The organism is Alteribacter lacisalsi (assembly GCF_003226345.1).
Classification (GTDB): domain Bacteria; phylum Bacillota; class Bacilli; order Bacillales; family Salisediminibacteriaceae; genus Alteribacter; species Alteribacter lacisalsi.
In genome coordinates this window covers 1156839-1176421 of record NZ_PDOF01000001.1, presented here as the reverse complement: position 1 = coordinate 1176421, position 19583 = coordinate 1156839, and the positions used below count along the sequence as shown (strand labels likewise).

The window sequence follows — 19583 nt, the reverse complement described above, 5'->3', positions numbered from 1 at the left end:
CAAGAAAAAGGCAGGGACAGTATTCCCTACCCTTTCCATTTATTCATTAATCCTTTTTTCGCTGAAGGAAAGAAGGTTTTTCTCTTCAAGAGAGCTCAGTGCACTGGTGACACCGAGTTTGACGTGCTCAAAGGTAAGGCCGCCCTGCACATATGCCCTGTAAGGAGCGCGCAGCGGCCCGTCAGCAGTCAGTTCGATGCTTGCTCCCTGAATAAATGTTCCTGCTGCCATAATGACATCATCCTCGTAGCCGGGCATGTAGCTTGGCTGCGGCAAGACGTGAGCGTCAACCGGAGATGCTCCCTGAATTGCCTGGCAAAAGGCAATCATCATCTCTTTTTCGGGGAAAGTTACCGCCTGAATCAGATCTGTCCGCTCTTCCTGCCATGAAGGTGTTGTTTTCATCCCGGCCAGTTCAAGCAGCCTCGCAGTATAAAGAGCTCCTTTAAGTGCCTGATTGACCGTATGAGGGGCAAGGAAAAAGCCCTGGTACATTTCAAGGAGGGAATACAGAGAAGCCCCGCCTTCCGCCCCGATCCCGGGTGCTGCCAGCCTGTTGGCGCAAAGGGCAATCAAGTCATGTTTTCCTGCTATGTATCCTCCGGTTTTTACAATTCCACCGCCGGGATTTTTAATGAGAGAGCCGGCGATCAGATCCGCTCCGGCATCACATGGTTCCTCCGTCTCAACAAACTCCCCGTAGCAGTTGTCCACGAATATGATGACTTCGGGATAAGCAGCTTTAATTAGTTGCACCGCTTGTTTGATTTCCCCGATAAAAAGGGAAGGTCTGTCAGCATACCCTCGGGAACGCTGAATGCCGATCATCTTCACTGAAGGGTGCATACGGTTTAATACTTCCTCCGTATCGATACGGCCATCTGCCAGGGCAACCGAACTGTAGCCGATCCCGAAATCATTCAGCGATCCGCCGGTACTGCCCCGAATACCGATTACTTCCTCCAGTGTGTCATAAGGATCGCCGGTAATATACATCAGTTCGTCACCTGGCCGCAGCACCCCAAACAGTGCTGTGCTGATGGCGTGAGTGCCTGAGACGATCTGAGGACGGACCAGGGCGCCTTCTGCGCCGAAGACCCGGGCATATACTTTTTCAAGTGTGTCTCTTCCGGTGTCATCATACCCGTAACCGGTGGAACCGTTAAAGTGAAAGTCCGATATTTGAAAATCGCGGAAGGCCTGCATCACTTTCCACTGATTCTGCTCGCTGATGCGGTCGCGGCCGCGAAATAAATCCTGTAAATCATCAATGGCCTTTTCAGCCAGCTCATTGATCCGGCCGGCTGGGGCTGTGCGGTTCTTCATCTGCTATTCTCCTTGCTGCGCTCTGCTGCTTTTTTGTTTAAGTTCATGATAAACCGATGCTGACGGTGAAGCATACCCACGAACCCTGTAGGTCTCGTTTTCTTCTTCAAAAACCTGCTCTGTCAGGATGGTCTCCTGCTTCAGACGATGTAGCCATTTCCCTTCCCACGCTGCAATCCGGACGAAGTACGGTGCAAATTCCTTTTCCATTACCGCTTCAATCTTAAAGCGGAGCTTATCCAGATCCTGCTCATCAAATGCCGAAATAAGCGCTGCCGGGCTGTCACCGGCTGGAAAGAAATCACCTGTAAGCCTGTCCCGTTTATTATACACCTTCAAAACAGGGATCGTCGATGCATCGAGTTCCTGCAGCAGGTCGTGCACGGTCTTTTCATGATTATAATAATCCGGATCGGACGCATCTACCACATGGAGGATCAGATCGGCTTCACGGACTTCTTCGAGTGTGGACCTGAAGGCCGCAACCAGGGTTGTGGGAAGCTGCTGAATAAACCCGACCGTATCGGTCAGCAGCACTTTCATTCCGCTTGGCAGCTTCAGCTGTTTGGTTGTGGGGTCGAGGGTGGCAAACAGCAGATCCTCAGCATAGACGTCAGAGTTGCTCAGACGCTGAAGAAGTGTGCTTTTCCCGCTGTTCGTATAGCCGATAAGGGCAATTTGAAAGGCCTCATTCCTCTTTCTCCTTTCACGGTACCGTGTCCGGTGGGATACGACCTGCTCGAGCTGCCTGCGTATTTCGGTCATTCGGCCTCTGATATGCCGCTGATCAATTTCAAGCTGTGTTTCACCAGGCCCTCTCGTACCGATCCCGCCACCGAGTCTGGAGAGTACATGTCCCTGTCCCCTCAGCCGTGGGAGGAGATAGCTGAGCTGCGCCAGCTCAACCTGAAGTTTCCCTTCCTTCGATTTCGCTCTTCCGGCAAAAATATCAAGAATCAGCTGGGTACGGTCGAGGATCTTCATGTCCATTTCAGCTGTGAGATTTCTCACCTGCGAGGGTGTAAGCTCATCATTAAAGATAATGATAGACGAGCCGCTTTCCTCACATGCTGCCTTAAGCTCCTCTACTTTTCCTTTGCCGATATAAGTTGTTCTGTCCGGTACTTCCCGGTTCTGAATAAGGGTGCCTGAAACCTTTCCCCCTGCAGTTTTCACGAGCGCCTTAAGTTCATCCATACGGTAATCGAAATCTTCTGCGGATAGTTTGTTCGTTTTTACCCCTACGAGAAAAACGATTTCCTGTTCTGTCTGCAGGTTCCCTGCCATGTTTATCCCTCTCTTCCTTTTTTGTCTGTGTTAACGGATCCGTCCGGACGGTACAGGCAGTTAATCAGCCTGCACCTATGAACTGAACGGATGTTTTTCGTATGATTTAATTAGATCATCGGCCCTGATAATCTGAAGGGCTTCTTTTCCGTAATCACCTGATTCCAGCAGTCTTACTGCCTGATGACGAATGGCCCGCTCGAGAAGATTACGGATAAAACGCCCGTTGCTGAAATGAGCTTCATCTCTTCCTTTCTCAGCATACAGGATCCTTTCGAGTTGGTCTTCTGCCAGGTCGTGCAGTCGGTACTGCCAGTTTTCAAGCATGTTTACTGCAATCGTTGACAGCTCTTTCACTGTGTAATCAGGAAAGCTTACTTTAAGCGGAAAACGGGAAGGCAGCCCGGGATTCAGGGAGAGAAACCGGTCCATTTCATTGGGATATCCCGCAAGAATCAAAACAAACTCATGCTGCTGATCTTCCATAGCCTTGACCAGTGTATCGATAGCTTCTTTGCCGAAATCCTTTTCTCCTCCCCGCGCAAGGGAATATGCTTCATCTATAAACAGGATTCCTCCAAGTGATTTTTTAATTAGATCTCGGGTTTTCTGCGCTGTATGGCCAATATATTCACCGACAAGATCTGCTCTTTCAGCTTCAATCAGATGCCCTTTCTCCAGCACCCCCATCTCTCTCAGCATATCTGCTGCAATCCTGGCTACCGTCGTTTTTCCGGTTCCGGGATTTCCTTTAAAAACCATGTGAAGTGTCTGCTTTCCGGTGATAAGGCCTGATTCCTGACGCTTTTTATTCAAATACAGCCAGGCATATACTTCCTTCATAAAGGTTTTCATTTCGTCCAGTCCCACAAGGGCGGAAAGGGCTTTTTCAACCTGTCTGAAAGGAGCGTGTGCTTCGTCTGTCAGGGGAACAGGTGTGCTTTGTCTTTCCTCTGCACCTGACCTTTGTTTCTTCAGAACAATGTTGATCTGCCCTCTTTTTCTCATGCTGCTGTCTGCTTGATGCAAAGGGGTCACCACCCTTGATCATTTAAATTAGAATCACTTCTACAGGTATTATACGCATGAGCCCATCAATCGTGACAAACGCCTACCGTAAAGATCCGTTTATTGACAATTCTGAACACGATTCTGCTATACTCGTTTTAATACGGATGATGGTGCTTTGATGCACAGTAAAAGGAGGAGGCAGATGAGTTCAGTAGAAGCGGCATATGAAAAATTAGTGACACGGTTTCTGACTGACGGCTGTGAAGAAAAACAGAAAAGTTCGATCCGCCGGTACCGCTATGACATCGAACTTTTCAGGGACTGGAGCGAAGAGCGGAATCTCTCACTGCAGGAGGCTATGACAAATGATCATGCAGATGCTTTTTTCTTATACTTATGCACGGAAAAAAAGTATTCAACCCCGACAATCAGACGGATTTTATCTGTTCTGAAACAGCTTTACATCTTCCATTTCGGCTCAAACCTGACGACGCCGTTTGACCGGCACCTGAACAGCCAGGAAGTCGAGCATAAAAAAGAGGCTTCTGATTTTATGAAGAAAAAGGAGATAGAGAAGTTGCTGATGACTGTGCCCTCCCGGAAAGGGCTGAGTGACCACCAGCTTACCCACCGTCATTTTTACATTGAAAGAAACCAGGCCATTATACATCTGATGCTTTTCTACGGGCTCAGCATTCAGGAAGTGACAGGCCTGACAATGAACCACGTTCATTTTCAGACCGGCGTGATCGAATTAAAAAGCCGGAAAGGGAAGCCGCGGTCGGTCACACTTACGGATGAAGACCGAGTCCTCTTACACCATTACTACCAGAAAATTCCCGAGCCTGTAAGGCCCCGATGGCACAGCAGCGATCCACTGTTCGCTGCATTTGACTTCCAAAGGGGCACGTACCGCTGGAACTATGATGATGACGCTCCGAAGAGACTGACGGATGTATCGGTACAGAAAATGATCCGTCAGGAAATCTCCAGGGCGGGACTCCGTAAAGGTATGAGCGCCAGAAGTTTCAGACATACGTATATTCTTCACCGTCTTCTGGAGGGCAGGTCAGCAGAAGAGTTAAAGTATGAACTCGCCTTTGTTACTGCCCAGCCACTGGAACCCTATGAAAATTTCATCCTCTCCTCTCCTGATGAAGCAGCCGTTTTCACACCTATGACAAAAAAAGAAAGAGAGGAAATAACCAGACTTATTACCCAGCCGGCTCGCCGGTGATCCGGAAAGGGGGTGTCCGAAAAAGACCTGAACAGGTTTTTTCGGACACCCCCTTATACTTTGCGCAGATATAGTTAAAGCTCTGCACGCGTTTTATCCGAACTCAGCTCTCCTGATTCAGCTGGACATTCCGCTGAGGAGAAAAAGTGGAAATCGCATGCTTGTAAACGAGCTGCTGCTTGCCGTCTGTATCTAAAATGACGGTAAAGTTGTCAAAACTTTTGACGAAGCCTCTCAGCTGAAATCCGTTTAAAAGGAAAACCGTCACCGGAATACTCTCTTTGCGTAATTGATTAAGGAACTGATCCTGAATGTTAACCGATTGCTGCTTCATTTGTCTTGTGACCTCCCAGAAATGACATTAGTATCTTAATTCGCTATTCACAACAGCTTTCCTTCTATAAATTGCTGAATCTCCCGTTCCTTTTTTTCATATCCTTCTGATACATCGAACCAGCGGATGTCCATTTTGTTGCGGAACCAGGTCAACTGCCTCTTGGCGTACCGTCTTGAGTTCTGTTTCAGCTTACTAATCGCGTCTTCAAGGGTTGAAAGGCCGTCAAAGTAATCATACAGCTCCTTGTATCCGATTGCCTGGACCGATTGACAGTGTCGAATATTCCTGTCATAAAGGTCTTTGGCCTCTTCAACGAGGCCTTCGGCAATCATCAGATCAACCCGCATGTTGATCCGTTCATACAGATGATTACGGTCCATCGTCAGACCCGTCAGTGCGAGCCGGTAATCCGGTTCTGCTGCCTCTTGAGGCCTGACTGGTTCCCCGATTGCTGCCACCTCCAGGGCTCGGATCACCCGGCGGACATTGTTCGGGTGAATGGTTTTGCCTGCCTCCGGATCCGCCTCTCTCAGTTTTGCATGAAGAGCTTCATTGCCTGCCTGTTCTGCGAAAGTCTCCATTTCTCTTCGGAAAGCCTTGTCTTCTTTCACCTCGGAAAACGTGTAGCCGTAGATCACCGAGTTCAGGTAGAGACCGGTACCGCCGACGATAAACGGAAGCTTGCCCCGGGAGTGAATGTCACTGATCAGGGCTCTTGACCGTTCCTGAAATTCCTGAACACTGAAACTGTCCCTGGGATCCTTAATATCGATCAGGTGGTGAACAATGCCCCCCTGTTCTTTTGGCATTACTTTCGCAGTGCCTATGTCCATTCCTTTATAAACCTGCATGGAATCACCGCTGATGATTTCCCCGTTTAGCCGGCCGGCAAGTTTTATACTGAGTGCCGTTTTCCCCACAGCGGTAGGGCCTGCTATTACGGCGAGTGGTTTTTTTGTCATGTCTGATCACCTGTCTGTTAGTCCATTATTGCGCGATCCTGCTTTTTCCATACCCCGAAATGATAGGTAGCAGAAGGTCTGACTTCTACTGTAAAGCCCCCTTCCTGAAAACGGCCGGATCTGAAATGGTCTTTTAGTATGACTGCTTTTCGTGCTACCCTTCTGGCTTCTGCGACAGCATTTTGCAAAAAGGGTTCAAATTGACTGCTGGCTGCAAGCTGCTTCAACGGAGAAAGTCCGTCTGATCCCTTCACCTCTTCTTTGAACATCGGATCGAAAAAAACGACGTCAACCGAGGAATTCGGCATGTTCCGAAGCCAGTCCAGGTGATCCGAGCACGTTGTGTGAATTCGCCTCATGGCCTGAGTGACAGTGTCGTTACCGGTTTTAAATGTCCGAAACCCTTCTTTTACAATATGACATAAAACCGGATTAACTTCTGTACCGAAAACTTTCCCACTATTTCCAACTGCTAAACTTGCAACCAGGGCATCGGACCCGAGGCCAAGCGTCATATCGGCGAAACTCATTCCCTTTTTCAGCCCTGCTGCCTTTACCATCGGATCAGAACCTGTTCTTATGTACTGCTTGGCACGGATCATGGCGACATTCGGGTGATAAAACAAAGACTCCTTCCCATGTGTATGGAGGACCAGTCTTCCGGCCTCTGCCACGAGTACAGGGCAGTTCCACCTGCGCTGTAGGGAGGCAATGGAAAAACGCCCTCGCTCCACATAGGGAGCAGAGAGGGCGGTACAGGCACGGTCGGCCCTTGCTTTCATTTCATCCGTAGCTTTTGGAGCGGTTGTAATGATCATCTGCCTGTCACTCATTTCCCTAAAACATTTATAAGGCAGGTGAACCAACTTACATCACCCGCTTAAACATCCGTTCCATTTCATATTTTGTAAACCTGAGAAGAACCGGCCTGCCGTGGGGACACGTATAGGGCTCCTCACATGCACGAAGAGTTTCCAGAAGCTTGTACATTTCATCCTGTCTAAGATAGCGGTTGGCTTTAATCGCCGCTTTACACGACATTAAGATGGCAGCTTCTTCTCTCATTTTTGCCACATTAAGTGCCTTCCCATCTGTGGCAAGATCAATCATTTCCCTGATTAGTGCCTCTTCTTCTCCTTTTGGAAACCAGACAGGGTGGCTTCTGACAAGGTACGTCCTCGGTCCGAAGCTCTCCAGCCTGATTCCCACTGAGGCAAGTTCCTCCGACCGGTCAAGTACAGCGTTTTCTTCTTTCTGTGTAAAGGTGAAGGTGACTGGCACGAGAAGGTCCTGATTCCTGTTGTCTGTTTTTCCGACCTGCTCTCTGAAATACTCATATTTGATTCGCTCCTGGGCGGCGTGCTGATCAATTATAAAGAGCCCATCGTCATTCTGGGCAAGAATATAGGTGCCGTGCAGCTGCCCGATCGGGTAAAGCGTCGGGATCACCGCCCCGGTACCAGATGCCTCTTCACCGGACAGTTTTTCAGACTCCTCCCTTTCTCTCTTCACTTTAGCGGCGTCTGGAATTTCTTTTGTATAAGGTACGCTGCTTTCAGCTTTCAAAGAGGTCTCCTGAGAAGTCTCTGAGATTGTCTCTTTCACATACTGACGATCCCCGCCGTAAACACTGCTTTTTGCCTCCGGTGAGCGGTCCCGGCTTTTATACGAATCGATTTCCCCCTGGGAAGACACCCCTGCTTCCGCTGGGGCATCCTCCATCTTCTCAGCAGTTGCGTGGCTGCCAAACGAAAGTTCAGTCTGCTCTGTTTTCTGCTTCTTCTGCTGAACAGCTGCTTTAACTTCCGGGATCAAAGATGTTTTCCTGAACCGCTCTCTGATTGTTTCGGTTATCAGGGCTGTGAGTTCCTGTTCTTTACTAAGTCGCACTTCGAGTTTTGAAGGATGAACGTTCACATCGATCAAGATTGGATCCATTGTGATGTTCAGCACCACAACGGGATGTCTGCCGATCGGCAGAAGGGTATGATAGCCTTCGTGAATAGCTCTGGAAATAGCATAATTTTTGACGAAACGCCCGTTAATCAAGAGAGAGATATAGGACCGGTTAGAGCGTGTCACTTCCGGCTTTGCAATGTAGCCTTCGATTGAAAAATCGAGAGATCGGCGTTCGATTTTCAGCATTTTTTTTGCCATGTCCCTGCCGTAGATCGCTGCAATCACACGGAGCCTGTCCCCGGAGCCGTTCGTTTTAACCAGTTCTTTCCCGTTATGAAAAAGTTCAAAGGCAATGTCCGGGTGGGCGAGAGCGAGACGGTTAATGGCGTCAGTCGTGTGACCGAGTTCCGTATGAATGGTCCGCAGGTATTTCAGCCGGGCAGGAGTATTAAAGAAGATATCCTCCACAATAACCTCCGTCCCTTTTCTCGCTGCCGATGTCGTGACACTCCCGGCTTTGCCGCCTTCTATTATGATCTGGCTTCCGTCTCTCTCTCCTGTGCTCGTCTTTAGTGTCAGACGGCTTACTGAGGCAATACTGGGGAGCGCTTCCCCTCTGAAACCTAGGGAGGTGATCCTGAACAAATCTCTGTCGTTTTTTATTTTACTCGTGGCGTGGCGGTAAAAAGCGGTTTCCACATCATCCGCTTCCATGCCGCTCCCGTTATCAAGAACCCGGATGGAGGAGAGGCCCCCTTCTTCAAGGTCGACTCTGATCCTGTTACTTTTCGCATCGATCGCGTTTTCAACCAGTTCCTTCACAACAGAGGAGGGCCGTTCCACCACTTCCCCGGCAGCAATTTTATTGGATAAATGGTCGTCAAGCTTCCTGATTATGCCCACAGGAGCCCTCCTTTCCGGTTAATTCCTGAGTTTTTTCTGAAGCTCATGAAGCGTCTGAATAGCTTCAAACGGTGTCATATGAAGCGTGTCCAGATTCTTCAGAGCCTTTACTGCTTCTATTTCAGCTCCGGCAAGTTTGCCTCTGCGGTCCGCTTCTTTTCCGGATTCCGGTATGATGCCCGGATCAAACAGGGTTAGCTGCCCCGGTTCATGCTCCGCGCCGGCATGTTCTTCACTTGCTCCGGATGTGACAAGGACCTGCTCCTGGTCTCCACGGAGATCACCGCTTTCCAGCTCCTTTAAAATCACATTTGCACGGGTGATTAATTGGTCCGGCAGCTGTGCAAGGCGCGCCACGTAAATGCCGTAACTGCGATCTGCCGCCCCATCTATCACCTTATGAAGAAAGACCACATCGCCGTCTTCCTCAGCTGCAGAGACATGAACATTTTTCAGCTTTGGCAGTTCTGCCTCCAGACGTGTAAGTTCGTGATAGTGGGTGGAAAAAAGGGTTTTCGCTCCAATATGCTCATGGATATACTCCATGATGGCCTGGGCTAGTGCCATGCCGTCATAAGTGGATGTGCCCCGGCCAATTTCATCAAGAAGAATCAGACTCCGGTCCGTCGCTCTTGTGACCGCGTGTCTTGTTTCCATCATTTCCACCATAAACGTGCTCTGCCCCTGAGCCAGATCATCAGCCGCGCCGATCCGGGTGAATATCTGATCAAAGACAGGGAGTACTGCCTCATCTGCCGGAACATAGCATCCGCACTGTGCCATGACGGCACACAATGCAAGCTGACGCATGTAGGTGCTTTTACCTGCCATATTCGGTCCGGTTATCAGCAGCATCTCGCGGCTTTCATCAAGGGAGATATCGTTTGGTACGTACTCTCCCTGATCAATCACTTTTTCCACAACGGGGTGACGGCCGTCTTTGATATCTACCGTTCCAGTGGTGTTCATCACCGGCTTAACATAGTGGTTGGCTTCACTAACCTCGGCAAAGCTCTGCAGGCAGTCCAGCGTGCTTAGCACTTTTGCCAGTTCCTGCAGTTTCGAAATATAGACGGCAACCTGTTTTCTCAAATCCAGGAAAATCTCGTATTCCAGCTTGCCGCTCTTTTCCTCTGCTTCAAGAATGAGCGCCTCTTTTTCTTTCAGTTCAGGTGTAATAAACCGCTCGGCATTGGCAAGTGTCTGCTTACGCTCGTAACGGCCATCAGGAAGTGAGGCCAGATTGGAGCGGGTCACCTCAATGTAGTAGCCGAACACCTTATTAAATCCAATTTTGAGAGAGCGGATTCCCGTCTGTTCCCGTTCGTTTTTTTCAAGAGCCGCGATCCAGGTTCTGCCGTTCTTCATCGCATCGCGGTAGATATCCAGCTGCTCATTGTACCCGTCCTTAATCATATCCCCCTCTGTAACAGAAACAGGAGGGTCGTCCTGAAGGCTTGCCTCAAGAAGCTCTCTAAGGGGGCCGCATCGGTCCACTTCATTTACAAGGCGGGATGCGTAAGGGCTGCCGAGCTGCAGGGCTGTGTCAAATATGGCCGGCACTCTTGCAAGAGAACGTTTCAGCTGAATCAGGTCCCTGGCATTTACCGTCCCGAAAGCCACCTTGCCCGCGAGTCTTTCCAGGTCATACACATCGCGCAGTTGGTCCTTAAGTTCCTCACGCTCAAAGAAGCGGTCAATAAGATCTCCGACAAGAGTGTGACGCTCTTCTATTTTTTTCGCATCGAGAAGGGGACGTTCGATCCACTGCTTTAAAAGTCTTCCCCCCATTGCCGTTACTGTTTCATCAAGCAGCCATAACAGGGAGCCGTGTTTCTTTTTTTCGCGTATTGTCTCGGTAAGCTCCAGGTTTCGTTTCGAGTGCACGTCAAGCTTCATATAATCGCCTGCATAATAATAGACTGCAGACTGAATATGATCGAGAGAGCGCTTTTTGGTGCGATACAGATAATGGAGCAGGCGGATTACCGTCACGGCCAGTTCCTCATCCTGAAGACTGTCTACCAGTTCGCGCATCTCACCCGGGAGCGCGGTGTCGTCTTCCTCTGAAAAGGTGACATTCATGAGTGACGAAAACTGCTCGCGCTTTTCCTCCGCAAACGACGATGCTACGACAATCTCCTTCGGGTTATAGGAGGCAGCCTCATGGAGGACAGAGGTAAAGCCGTCGTAAAAAGACGTCACTTTAAGCTCTCCTGTTGTAAGGTCCACGGCTGCCAGGCCGTACCTGTCCTCCTCAAAGGCCGACAGGGAAAGAAGGTAGTTGTTCTCCTTTTCCTGAATAGCCGCACCGTCCATCACCGTTCCAGGGGTAATTAATTGTACCACTTCCCTTTTGACTACACCTTTCGCCTGGGCAGGGTCCTCTGTCTGCTCGCAGATGGCCACCTTATACCCCTTGTCTATCAATTTTGATATGTAGCCCGCGCATGAGTGATGAGGTACCCCGCACATGGGAATCCGGTCCTCCCCTTTTCCACGGGCCGTAAGAGTAATTTCAAGTTCCTTTGCCGCTTTTACGGCATCCTCGAAAAACAGCTCGTAAAAATCCCCGAGCCTGAAAAATAAAAAGGCATCCTTATATTCAGCCTTGATTTTTAGATATTGCTGTATCATTGGGGTTTTCATTTGTTTCGACATCTATTTCCTCCACCTTGCATGTTTCGACCGTTTCTCGTAATGTGCGTCTTATTATAACACAGGAAGGAAGTTTACGAGAGCGGCAGGAATGAAATTTCAATCGTGCCAGCACACCTCTCACTTACTGTAAAAATGTTCAATCCAATCAAAAAAACGGCTGATGATTTCCTTCTCTTTTTCTGAATTTAATCCTGCGGTCAGTCTTGAATAAAGCCGTTCGGAATAAAGGTACAACTCCTTTTTATCATCGTGGTAATAAGCCTTCAGCACACCGGGTTCAAGCGGAGGATGCACCAGGGATTCCTTTCTGATCAGCCAGTCCAGGTAGCAGAATAACGGCTCTGCTTCATCAAGACGTTCCACCCAGGAAGAGAGAGTCCGGTATTCAAAGCCGCCAAAACAATTAACCCTTACATTACCGAGAAATCCCTGCCCGGCCATTCTCCTCACCGCGTCGTTCCTCTGTTCAATGAGGCAATAGGGTATAGCAAGATACGCATCCAGCTCTGCAGTTTTGTTAAAGGATGGGGCTTTGTTTCCGAAATGGAAATGACCGCCGAGCATAAACCGGCCGTGGGGATTTGCCCCGCTGGTTACCTGCGCTCCCGATTTTCTGGCTGCGTGCATGAGTTTCTTTTTCTTCATAATCAGGTTCTGATAAAGCTCTTCACCGGATTTTGCCGGATCGGGATGAAGTTCAAATACAGGTTTTGAAAATGCGTATCCGTGGCGGATCAGCGCACCGTCAGCTTCGTTTTCAGCTTCGCCGGAATTTACAGGGAGGGCTTTGAGTCTTCCCGTCCGCATATTCTTCAGCATGTATTCCGCATCTGCCCCGAACGTGACTGAGCCCTGCTCCCCGGAACTGGCGCGGTTCAATTCAACCTCTTCTGCTTTTGTAATGTCAGTCAGATAAATGTCTTTTCCTTTGCGCTGAACCTCAGCACAATAGAATGGCACCTGATGAGCAAAAGCTGCCCGCATAGCTGTTTCAACCATTTCCCGTCCTTTATAGCGGCTCCCTGCCTGTCTGAAAGATTCTGATATTCCTTTTTCCGCGTGAGGAGGATAAACAAGAATTTGAACAACTGTGTACTCATACCCCGTGACACGGATCCGCAGGAGACCCCGGTCAGGTCCCTGTTTTCTAATACCGTAGGCTGCAAGGTTCTCCATTCTGGCAGTCTCCTTTCAATGATCTGGCATGAAGGTTAACAACTATCCTTCTTGTTAACTCACCAAAAAATAAAGGCAACCTTTAAGGCTCCAATCGGCCTATCAAGGTCACCTTCAGGTTTTGTTATTCTTCCAGGTCTCCCATCAGGAAGTTTGGATCGAGATCTTCAAACGCTTCGTCCTCTACATCGTAGTCCCAGACTTTCGAATCCCAGTCATCGCCGGAGAAATCCGGGTTGCAGTAGACACAGACTTTTGTTTCGCCTATGACTTCAACCACAAACTCCCTCTCCACCTGTACATTAACGTCGGCTGCGTTTGCAGCAATCGTCGCTTCCAATGTATTGGGCTGCTGAATGGCTCTTGCCAGGACGTCGATGTCATCTGACAGAACGTTTTTATCCTGCATTGCAAGAGGAACAATATCGGTGTAGGAGACCGTTTCGGTGGCTACATTGGTCTTTGTGTTATTGCTGTAGGAATACCAGATATTAATATCATATCTTCCGTTTACCTCCACAGCGTCTCCCTTTTTCTCTGCGTCGTACTTGTGATTGATGATCCAGCACCCCAGAATACTCGTAGGCGTATGGGACGGGGTAATGTCGTGGCTTGCCTGAGAAAACTTTCTCCCTTTTCCGCATACAGCCTTGGTAATAATCTCTCTGTAATTCAGCTCTTTGTCTGCTGCTGACATGCAATTCCCTCCTCAAACAAATGAATTAACTCGTAGCAATTCAGATAAACTCCTGACAGTTCCATTGGCATCGTATGCGTGACATCCGGCCATTGTGAAAAAAGAATTTACTACGTTACTTCAGCCTATGTGAACAAACATCCGAATGTTCCTAAAATCGGGAGGAAAGATACAATGCAATATGAGAATCCTTCCACCTCCGACTTTTCCCCGAAGTTAATTGCTCTGCGTTTATTCAGACCTTATCGTAAGTTCAATTATGTATATGAGAGGTTTTCCCGGTTCATTCCATCTGCAGAAGAATTGTCTGAACGAGTATGCTGAACAGTTAAAACCACTGCTTTTTCTTCTCGTTATCCATACCGCCCGGCTCTTTTTGCAGACGTTCGTAATGAAATATATTACTGGTTAATAGAATATGGTATGTGAAATATTATAAAATCCTTTTCGGCCATCATACCGCGGCCAGCGTATCTCTGCACCAGACTGATACAGCAATCTTTCCGAGAACGAAAAAAACCGCCCCTAAAGGCGGTTTTTTCGGATCAGCATCCGGAGTTAAACGGACTCTTTGTTGTTGTTCCTTTTAATACATCCCCGCCGGTGGACTTAATAATTTCATCCGTAACGGCATTGGAAATTGTCGTAGAGACAAACTGCAGCAGCCCATTTACTTCAGTCTGGGACTGCTTAAACTCTTTTACAATCGGAATTTCATCCAATTCATCCTGAAGCGCGTCAATTTTTGCTTCTGTCTTTTTAAGTGCTTCTGTTTTATTGTAATGTTGCAGATTTACAGCTTCTTTCTGGAGTGCTTTAATCTTCGCAATGATTTCCTGAACCCGGACGTTCTCGTTGATCTGAAGCTCTGCCCGCTTAAAGAAATCCACTTCTTCTGTTTCCGCCATTACTCTCGCCAGTTCCCGGGCTTTTTCAATGACTTGGTTTTTTGTATGTGCCATTTCCTATTTCACCTCTGCAGTTTCGACTGCCTGACCGTTCAGCGACCAGGTTTTCGCTTCTGTTATTTTAACGTTGACAAGCTCTCCAATGCAAGACTCAGGTGCCTTAAAGTTTACAAGACGGTTGGTGCGTGTCCGGCCGGCGAGTGTTTCCGGATCCTTCCGGCTTTTTCCTTCAACCAGCACTTCCATAACCTGACCTTCAAGCATTTTGTTTTTTCTGGCCGACAGCTCATTGACAAGCTCATTTAATCGGGCAAGACGCTTCCGTTTTACTTTGTGCGGAACGTTATCTTCCATCTTGGCAGCGGGTGTGCCGTCCCGCGGCGAATAAATGTACGTAAAGGCACTGTCAAACTCCATTTCACGCACCAGTGACATAGTTTCTTCAAACTGCTCCTCCGTTTCATTTGGGAAACCGACAATAATGTCTGTCGTAAAGGATGCATGAGGAATCGCCTTTTTGATTTTTTTCGCCAGTTCCACATAGGATTCACGTGTATACTTTCTTGCCATGAGTTTTAGTACCTGGCTGCTGCCGCTCTGTACCGGCAGATGGATGTGTTCGACCAGGTTACCCCCTTTGGCAAGCACGTCAATCAGGTGATCATCAAAGTCCCGGGGATGACTGGTGGTAAAACGGACTCTCGGAATATCAATTTTTCTGATCTCATCCATCAGATCACCAAGGCCGTAATCCACATCTGCCAGATCTTTTCCATAGGCGTTCACATTCTGGCCGAGAAGGGTAATTTCCTTGTAGCCGTTCCTGGCAAGGTGGCGTACCTCTTCAATAATATCTTCCGGCCTGCGGCTTCGTTCCTTGCCTCTTGTATACGGCACAATGCAGTAGGTGCAGAATTTATCACAGCCGTACATAATATTTACCCAGCCCTGAATCTGGCCTTTTCTGGCCCGAGGCATGCTCTCAATGATGTCGCCTTCTTTGGACCAGACTTCCACAACCATTTCCTTGCTCATGATCGCATCATTCAGCAGGTTCGGCAGGCGGTGAATGTTGTGAGTACCGAAAATCAAATCCACCTGTTGGTGCTTCTGCATAATCCGGTTTACAACTGATTCCTCCTGGGACATGCAGCCGCACACCCCGATAATCATCTCCGGCCGCTCGAGCTTCATATTTTTCAGGTTGCCGATTTCACCGAAAACTTTGTTCTCGGCATTTTCCCGAATTGCACATGTGTTAATCAGGATGACATCCGCCTCTTCTGCGAGAGCGGTGGATTCAAAGCCCATATCAAGGAGGATCCCGGCCATGTTTTCACTGTCATGTTCATTCATTTGACAGCCGTACGTACGGATCAGAAACTTCTTTCCTGTTCCAATGCCCCGCATCTGCTCCGGAATTTCAAAATCATAGTGAATCTCCACGTTTTCCTTCCCTCTTTTTTTTGCCTGCTTCAGGTTCGGGGGAACGTAAGTGGTCTGAAAATACTGGGAATAGTCCTTTTCCTTCGCGGATTTTTTGTCCGTGGAAGAAGGGCTTTCCTCATTTTGCTTCTGAAACTTTCGCTGTTCTTCATTCATTGGTCTCTCGACTCCTTTGCGGACCATTTTTCTCAACAAACTCTTCCAACCTCTTAGTATAAAGGGTTTTTACTTGCATCACAACTGCCATTTTTGATGAAGAATAAACAACCGAACACCTTACACTTTCAGCAGGAAGACATTTTACGCACGATTGCACGCATTTCTTTTTTTGGAGGGCTCTTTTCGGAACGCTCATTATGTAAAGATTGCTGTTTTATTGCACTACAGGCGGACGTTTTCTTCGGTCCATAAATATAGAAGTGCGCTGACTGAAAAGTGTACTCATTTTCTTTTTTTTGCCAAACATATCCTCTGCTGATACACTGGAGGGATCAAACTTGCTCGATTTTTATAAAAAGGAGGAAACCTATGAAGGGGCGAAATGGTCTGGCAGCTGTTCTTTTGATCGCCGCTGCCGGTTCTGCTGTCCTGTACGTTCAATCGGGAGATCGTTTTTCCGGGGTGCAGCCGGCAATAGAGGATGACAGTGAAAGTCCGGCAGAAATAAGAGATTACGGAGAGCTTGATTACAGCACGGAGCAGCTGCTTGATCAGGCATACGCACTGAAAGGCATACCGTTTGAGTCCGGAGGTAAAGAACCCGGAACCGGGTTTAATTCATCCGGTTTTGTGCAGTATGTGTTTCAGGAAGCCACCGGAATCCGCATGCCCCGTATTGCCGCCCATCAGAACGATCTTGGAGACAATATCCCATTTGATGACCTTATTCCCGGTGATCTTGTATTCTTTAAGAATGAGTCACTCATGAGCGGTATTTATATGGGAGACGGTGAGTTTATGACAGTTTCATTGAGTGGCGGGACAGAAATTCTCTCGTTTGAAAAAGATCGTTTCTGGACCGAGCATTTCGCCGGAGCCCGGCGACTGACTGAAGAGGAAAAAGAGGCTCTGCACCCTTCCACATACAGCGGGCATGATCATCCCGCCGTAAAAGAAGCAGTGCAGTATCTGGACACACCGTACCTGTTTGGAGGCACAGACAGGGAAGGACTTGACTGTTCTTTTCTCGTTCAGGAAGTATTCCGCGAAAGCCTTGGGGTTTATCTGCCTCGGGTAAGCAGGGACCAGTTCAGGGTCGGTGAAAATGTGGCCCTGGACGATCTTCAGGCGGGAGACGTACTTTATTTTTCCGATATTGATTCTGCTAAAGTTGAGACAGCCGGACAAGTGACCCATACAGGTATTTATCTGGGCAATGATTTTATGATTCACGCAAGCAGAACGGAGGAAATGACGCAGATTTCCTATCTTAATGATTACTGGAACGAGGCTTTTACAGGGGCCAGACGGTTTTAAACCAGTCCTCCCTACTGTGAGGGCTTTTCCCCTGCACTTAAGTTTACATAATAATAATAAAGAAAACTATCGAATTGGTAGTAAAAGAGAGGCTGGGACAAAACAGCCTCTAATTAAGTAAAAAACGGTGCCAATGATCGCTCTTCGATCGTTCGCACCGTTTTGTTTGTTTAAGGCTCTTTTAAAGTCTTTTGTTGATTTCCGCTCCCTGCCTCCCTTTCCGTGGGCACCATTGCAGCAGGCAAAGCAGTAACCCTGCTTCTTCCTCTGCAAGAATTGCTTCGAAGCATCAAGGCAAACCCTATCTCGATTTTTACCTTCTTTTTGCCTCTCACCGACATTCGGGTGAAACGCAAATTAGCCTTCAGAAATTCGAAGGTTGGCTCTACATCGATCTTACGCTTCCCGTAGATCTCGCTGGTTTCCTCGTCTGAAAGCACTTCTTGAATATAGGCTTTTGGGTTTTCCCGCTTCTCATTATAATGAACCTTGCGGTTATTTCCTTCCTTGGCTTTCGTATACCGAGAACGGAGGAAGCCACTGAAAGCTTCTTCCGGTCTGGCTTAAACGAGATCATTGATGGCAAAAGCTATATCACTTTTCTGGAGTTTATAGAAAGGGCCATCGGCAAAACGACTTGATTCTTGTTATAAGGATACCTCCGATTCTGTTAGGTTGTGGTGATTTAACTTTATCAGAAGGTATCCTTTTGTGTACATATTCGTTGATTGTTCAAAAATCACGAGACGCCTGCGGGAAAAGCAAGAGCTGAAGATCCACCGGGGCGATCTTCCCCGGTTAGCTGAAGCCTTGCCCGCGGCAAGCGAGTGTATTTTTGAACAATCAACATATATAAATGCTACCAAAGCAAAAGGCCCTCACCGACGGTGAGGGTCCTTCTATTTAACTGAGTATTGTCCCAGCCTCTCTGTATAAAGCAAATGTTAAATAATATCCAGTTCTTTCCCGGCTTTTGCAAAGGCATCGAGTGCTTCCTGAAGTAGCTCTTCCGAATGCTGTGCCGTAACAATCGTTCGGACACGCGCCTGGCCTTTTGCTACTGTCGGGAAAGCAATGCTTTGAGCAAATACCCCATAATCACGGAGCTTGTCGGAAAGCTGGTGGGCTTTTGTTTCTCCCCCGACGATTACCGGTGTAATTGGTGTATCACTCTTCCCGGTATCAAAACCGAGCTTTTCAAGTCCCTTTTTAAAGAACTCAGTATTTTTCCATAGACGGTCAATCAGTTCAGGCTCTTCGAGAAGAACATCCACTGCGGCTGAGCATGCTGCAGTTACTGCAGGCGGATGGGATGTGCTGAAGAGGAACGGGCGTCCTTTATGAATCAGGTAGTCTCTTACAGCCTGTGTACTTGCCACATAGCCGCCTAATACACCAATCGCTTTTGAAAGTGTTCCAACCTGGATGTGAACGCGCCCGTTTAGGTCGAAATGATCGACAGTTCCCCGTCCATTCCTTCCAAGCACACCGCTTGCATGGGCATCGTCCACCATGATCAGTGCATCGTACTTTTCGCAGAGCTCAACAATTTCCTTAAGCGGGGCAATATTACCGTCCATAGAGAACACGCCATCGGTAACAACGAGACGTTTACGGTATTCGCCGCTTTCCTTCAGCGCTTCTTCAAGACTGTCAAGATCCACATGCTTGTAGATTTTTCTCGCTGCTTTTGTCAGCCGGATCCCATCAATAATGGAAGCGTGATTGAGCTCATCGGAAATAACCACATCGTCTTTCGTGAGAATGGAACTCAGGATGGCCTGATTGGCTGTAAACCCGGACTGAAGCACAAGTGTCGCTTCGGTATGCTTGAATTCGGCCAGCTTTTCCTCAAAGTCGTTATGCATGGAAAAGGTCCCGGCAATCGTCCGTACAGACCCCGTTCCCGCACCGTATTGTTCAACTGCATCAATCGCTGCTTTTTTCATTTTCGGATGAGCAGTAAGCCCGAGGTAATTGTTTGAAGATAGCTGAATCAGTTCTTTACCATTGATGACAACTTTTGCCCCCTGGTCTGATTCAAGCGGTACGAGCGAACGGAAGACCCCTTCGTCTTTCATGGACTTGAGTTCGTCCTGAAGATATTCAAATCCTTTCACAGTCAATCCCTCCAACATGTTTTTTATAATGGCTCTGTTAAAATCTATTGTTGATTACCGCTCCCTGCCCTCCCTTTCCCGCAGGAGTGTCGGGCGTTCGCTCCAATCAACTTTCTCTAAAAAACAACATCAAGCTT

General features: G+C 48.1%; 15 protein-coding genes and 1 pseudogene. 2 read left to right on the top strand and 14 right to left on the bottom strand.

All coding sequences use genetic code 11. The features are described 5' to 3' along the window. Window positions 1-39: 39 nt before the first annotated feature. From CR205_RS05775 to CR205_RS05765, 3 genes are all read right to left on the bottom strand, one after another. Window positions 40-1326 carry a methionine gamma-lyase family protein gene (locus CR205_RS05775; RefSeq protein WP_110517841.1) on the bottom strand — a complete coding sequence of 429 codons (1287 nt, stop codon included), beginning with the start codon at window positions 1324-1326 and terminating at the stop codon, window positions 40-42. A 3-nt stretch (window positions 1327-1329) separates the two neighbouring features. Continuing rightward, window positions 1330-2613: a GTPase HflX gene (gene hflX / locus CR205_RS05770; RefSeq protein ID WP_110517839.1), complete on the bottom strand. Its 1284-nt coding sequence runs from the start codon at window positions 2611-2613 to the stop codon at window positions 1330-1332. Window positions 2614-2688: 75 nt separating this feature from the next. Further along, entirely contained in the window at window positions 2689-3621 is a 933-nt protein-coding gene (locus tag CR205_RS05765) for an AAA family ATPase (protein ID WP_110517837.1), read from the bottom strand. Between the two features lie 205 nt (window positions 3622-3826). On the opposite strand from CR205_RS05765, the gene CR205_RS05760 reads away from it, so the two are divergent. Continuing rightward, window positions 3827-4861: a tyrosine-type recombinase/integrase gene (locus CR205_RS05760; RefSeq protein ID WP_161524681.1), complete on the top strand. Its 1035-nt coding sequence runs from the start codon at window positions 3827-3829 to the stop codon at window positions 4859-4861. 103 nt (window positions 4862-4964) lie between these two features. Here CR205_RS05760 and hfq read toward each other — a convergent pair whose 3' ends face one another. The 9 genes from hfq to miaB form a co-directional block, all read right to left on the bottom strand. After that, window positions 4965-5195, bottom strand: a complete 231-nt coding sequence (gene hfq, locus CR205_RS05755; RefSeq protein WP_110517834.1) for an RNA chaperone Hfq — start codon at window positions 5193-5195, stop codon at window positions 4965-4967. Between the two features lie 47 nt (window positions 5196-5242). Then, entirely contained in the window at window positions 5243-6160 is a 918-nt protein-coding gene (gene miaA / locus CR205_RS05750) for a tRNA (adenosine(37)-N6)-dimethylallyltransferase MiaA (RefSeq protein WP_110517832.1), read from the bottom strand. Window positions 6161-6177: 17 nt separating this feature from the next. Further along, window positions 6178-6978, bottom strand: a complete 801-nt coding sequence (locus CR205_RS05745; RefSeq protein ID WP_161524680.1) for a class I SAM-dependent methyltransferase — start codon at window positions 6976-6978, stop codon at window positions 6178-6180. 49 nt (window positions 6979-7027) lie between these two features. Continuing rightward, window positions 7028-8962: a DNA mismatch repair endonuclease MutL gene (gene mutL / locus CR205_RS05740; RefSeq protein WP_110517828.1), complete on the bottom strand. Its 1935-nt coding sequence runs from the start codon at window positions 8960-8962 to the stop codon at window positions 7028-7030. Window positions 8963-8980: 18 nt separating this feature from the next. Next, window positions 8981-11623, bottom strand: coding sequence for a DNA mismatch repair protein MutS (gene mutS / locus CR205_RS05735; RefSeq protein ID WP_110517826.1), 2643 nt, complete (start codon window positions 11621-11623; stop codon window positions 8981-8983). Window positions 11624-11740: 117 nt separating this feature from the next. Next, window positions 11741-12799, bottom strand: coding sequence for a putative amidoligase domain-containing protein (locus CR205_RS05730; protein ID WP_110517824.1), 1059 nt, complete (start codon window positions 12797-12799; stop codon window positions 11741-11743). Window positions 12800-12923: 124 nt separating this feature from the next. Next, window positions 12924-13496 carry an outer spore coat protein CotE gene (locus tag CR205_RS05725; protein WP_110517822.1) on the bottom strand — a complete coding sequence of 191 codons (573 nt, stop codon included), beginning with the start codon at window positions 13494-13496 and terminating at the stop codon, window positions 12924-12926. 545 nt (window positions 13497-14041) lie between these two features. Then, entirely contained in the window at window positions 14042-14458 is a 417-nt protein-coding gene (locus CR205_RS05720; RefSeq protein WP_110517821.1) for a RicAFT regulatory complex protein RicA family protein, read from the bottom strand. A 3-nt stretch (window positions 14459-14461) separates the two neighbouring features. After that, window positions 14462-16006: a tRNA (N6-isopentenyl adenosine(37)-C2)-methylthiotransferase MiaB gene (gene miaB / locus CR205_RS05715; protein WP_201745348.1), complete on the bottom strand. Its 1545-nt coding sequence runs from the start codon at window positions 16004-16006 to the stop codon at window positions 14462-14464. A 372-nt stretch (window positions 16007-16378) separates the two neighbouring features. Here miaB and CR205_RS05710 point away from each other — a divergent pair, with 372 nt between their 5' ends. Continuing rightward, window positions 16379-17326, top strand: coding sequence for a C40 family peptidase (locus tag CR205_RS05710; protein WP_110517818.1), 948 nt, complete (start codon window positions 16379-16381; stop codon window positions 17324-17326). 170 nt (window positions 17327-17496) lie between these two features. Here CR205_RS05710 and CR205_RS05705 read toward each other — a convergent pair. Together CR205_RS05705 and CR205_RS05700 are read right to left on the bottom strand one after the other, a co-directional pair. Further along, window positions 17497-17856, bottom strand: a pseudogene (locus CR205_RS05705) (transposase); the annotation flags it as partial. A gap of 414 nt (window positions 17857-18270) precedes the next feature. Continuing rightward, window positions 18271-19446: a glycine C-acetyltransferase gene (locus tag CR205_RS05700; RefSeq protein ID WP_110517816.1), complete on the bottom strand. Its 1176-nt coding sequence runs from the start codon at window positions 19444-19446 to the stop codon at window positions 18271-18273. Window positions 19447-19583: the final 137 nt, after the last annotated feature.

Excerpts from the sequence above, each read along its gene's own strand:
- CR205_RS05775 (WP_110517841.1), bottom strand. The coding sequence starts at position 1,326 with ATGAAGAACCGCACAGCCCCAGCCGGCCGGATCAATGAGCTGGCTGAA.
- hflX (WP_110517839.1), bottom strand. The coding sequence starts at position 2,613 with ATGGCAGGGAACCTGCAGACAGAACAGGAAATCGTTTTTCTCGTAGGG.
- CR205_RS05765 (WP_110517837.1), bottom strand. The coding sequence starts at position 3,621 with ATGAGAAAAAGAGGGCAGATCAACATTGTTCTGAAGAAACAAAGGTCA.
- CR205_RS05760 (WP_161524681.1), top strand. The coding sequence starts at position 3,827 with ATGAGTTCAGTAGAAGCGGCATATGAAAAATTAGTGACACGGTTTCTG.
- hfq (WP_110517834.1), bottom strand. The coding sequence starts at position 5,195 with ATGAAGCAGCAATCGGTTAACATTCAGGATCAGTTCCTTAATCAATTA.
- miaA (WP_110517832.1), bottom strand. The coding sequence starts at position 6,160 with ATGACAAAAAAACCACTCGCCGTAATAGCAGGCCCTACCGCTGTGGGG.
- CR205_RS05745 (WP_161524680.1), bottom strand. The coding sequence starts at position 6,978 with ATGATCATTACAACCGCTCCAAAAGCTACGGATGAAATGAAAGCAAGG.
- mutS (WP_110517826.1), bottom strand. The coding sequence starts at position 11,623 with ATGTCGAAACAAATGAAAACCCCAATGATACAGCAATATCTAAAAATC.
- CR205_RS05730 (WP_110517824.1), bottom strand. The coding sequence starts at position 12,799 with ATGGAGAACCTTGCAGCCTACGGTATTAGAAAACAGGGACCTGACCGG.
- CR205_RS05725 (WP_110517822.1), bottom strand. The coding sequence starts at position 13,496 with ATGTCAGCAGCAGACAAAGAGCTGAATTACAGAGAGATTATTACCAAG.
- CR205_RS05720 (WP_110517821.1), bottom strand. The coding sequence starts at position 14,458 with ATGGCACATACAAAAAACCAAGTCATTGAAAAAGCCCGGGAACTGGCG.
- miaB (WP_201745348.1), bottom strand. The coding sequence starts at position 16,006 with ATGAATGAAGAACAGCGAAAGTTTCAGAAGCAAAATGAGGAAAGCCCT.
- CR205_RS05710 (WP_110517818.1), top strand. The coding sequence starts at position 16,379 with ATGAAGGGGCGAAATGGTCTGGCAGCTGTTCTTTTGATCGCCGCTGCC.